At 67.6% G+C, this 968-nt stretch carries 1 protein-coding gene; it reads left to right on the forward strand.

The window, feature by feature from the left end; genetic code table 11:
* Positions 1-164 precede the first annotated feature (164 nt).
* Positions 165-965, forward strand: coding sequence for an endonuclease (locus tag HR086_RS47145; protein WP_174468939.1), 801 nt, complete (start codon positions 165-167; stop codon positions 963-965).
* The last annotated feature ends 3 nt before the right edge of the window (positions 966-968 follow it).

The following is a 968-nucleotide window of genomic DNA, read 5'->3' on the forward strand; positions in this document are numbered from 1 at the left end:
CCCTCCCAACAATGCGTCGCCCCCGTGTACGTCAGAACATTTCAACCGGACGGTCCCATGACGCGTGACGCGACGCGCGTCGGGGCCTGCTGCCAACATGGGAGAGCCCTGGATTCCCCAGGTTCCTGGAGCCGGCCGAGGGGCTGGCTCATGAAGAGGTTTTCATGACGACGAACCGACTCTCTCTCCTCTCCCGGTGGCGCGCGGCGCTGTGCCTGCTGGCCGGGCTCGCCGTGGGCCTCTCGTCGGCCTCCGCGCGCGCGGCGGACGAGGTGAAGCTGCTCAAGGCGGTGAGCACCGTGGGCACCCGCTACGGGCAGACGTGGCAGGACGTCACGTACTTCGTGGTGGTGAAGAACCTGGCCTACGAGAAGCAGGTGGCCATCCACGACAAGCAGCCCGACGGCACCTGGACGGACCTGGCCGCTTCCTACGCGGGCGATGCGGGCGCGGGGCTGGAGCTGTGGAAGGTGACGCGGCAGTACCAGAGCTGGGGGACGACGCCCCAGCCGACGCGGGATTTGGAGTTCGTGGCGAAGTTCACCGTGAATGGCCAGACGTACTGGGACAACAACGGCGGGGCCAACTACCACCTGGGCCGCGCGGACGGGCCGCTGTTGCCGCGCGCCAACGTGCTGGTGGGCACGAGCTACTGGCAGCCCACGGGGGACGTGGACATCGGCATCGACGTGAAGAACCTCGCCTACTCGAAGAACGTCACCGTGGTGTACTCCACGGACGGGTGGGCCACCTCGCACCAGGTCGCCGCCACCTTCACCACCGGGTACTCCGTGGGCTACTCCTACGTCTCCAGCCCCAACGCCCAGGGCGTGGAGCGTTGGCAGGCCCGGATTCCCGCCGGGACGGGCACCCCGGCCTACTACGTCCGCTACGAGGTGAACGGACAGACGTACTGGGACAGCAACTTCGGCTACAACTACCCGCCCATCTACCCTCCCCTGTAACCC

It is taken from the genome of Myxococcus sp. CA039A, from assembly GCF_013336645.1.
GTDB classification, from domain to species: domain Bacteria; phylum Myxococcota; class Myxococcia; order Myxococcales; family Myxococcaceae; genus Myxococcus; species Myxococcus llanfairpwllgwyngyllgogerychwyrndrobwllllantysiliogogogochensis.

Bases quoted from the DNA above. Each gene is read 5' to 3' on its own strand.
- HR086_RS47145 (WP_174468939.1), top strand. From the start codon at position 165: ATGACGACGAACCGACTCTCTCTCCTCTCCCGGTGGCGCGCGGCGCTG.